The organism is Olleya sp. Ti.3.14 (assembly GCF_038154885.1).
GTDB lineage: Bacteria > Bacteroidota > Bacteroidia > Flavobacteriales > Flavobacteriaceae > Olleya.
The window spans coordinates 1-342 of the sequence record NZ_JBAKAO010000043.1; the positions used below are offsets into that span (position 1 = coordinate 1).

General features: G+C 41.5%; 1 protein-coding gene. It reads left to right on the top strand.

Features of this window, described 5'->3' with window-relative positions; all coding sequences use genetic code 11:
* Positions 1-342 (top strand): thrombospondin type 3 repeat-containing protein (locus V6251_RS15205; RefSeq protein ID WP_341589007.1); only part of this gene is annotated, 342 nt, incomplete at both ends.

The following is a 342-nucleotide window of genomic DNA, read 5'->3' on the forward strand; positions in this document are numbered from 1 at the left end:
CAGGAGACTGGTTAGCAGCAGACTGTGATGGTGATGGTGTAACAAATGAGCAAGAAGTTACAGATGGAACCGATCCAAACGATCCTTGTTCAATTACTATAGGAAGTATTACAGAAACTCAATCTGGAGACTGGTTAGCAGCAGACTGTGATGGTGATGGTGTAACTATTGAGCAAGAAGTTACAGATGGAACCGATCCAAACGATCCTTGTTCATTTACTATAGGAAGTATTACAGAAAGTCAATCAGGAGACTGGTTAGCAGCAGACTGTGATAGTGATGGTGTAACTAATGAGCAAGAAGTTGCAGATGGAACCGATCCAAACGATCCATGTTCTTATA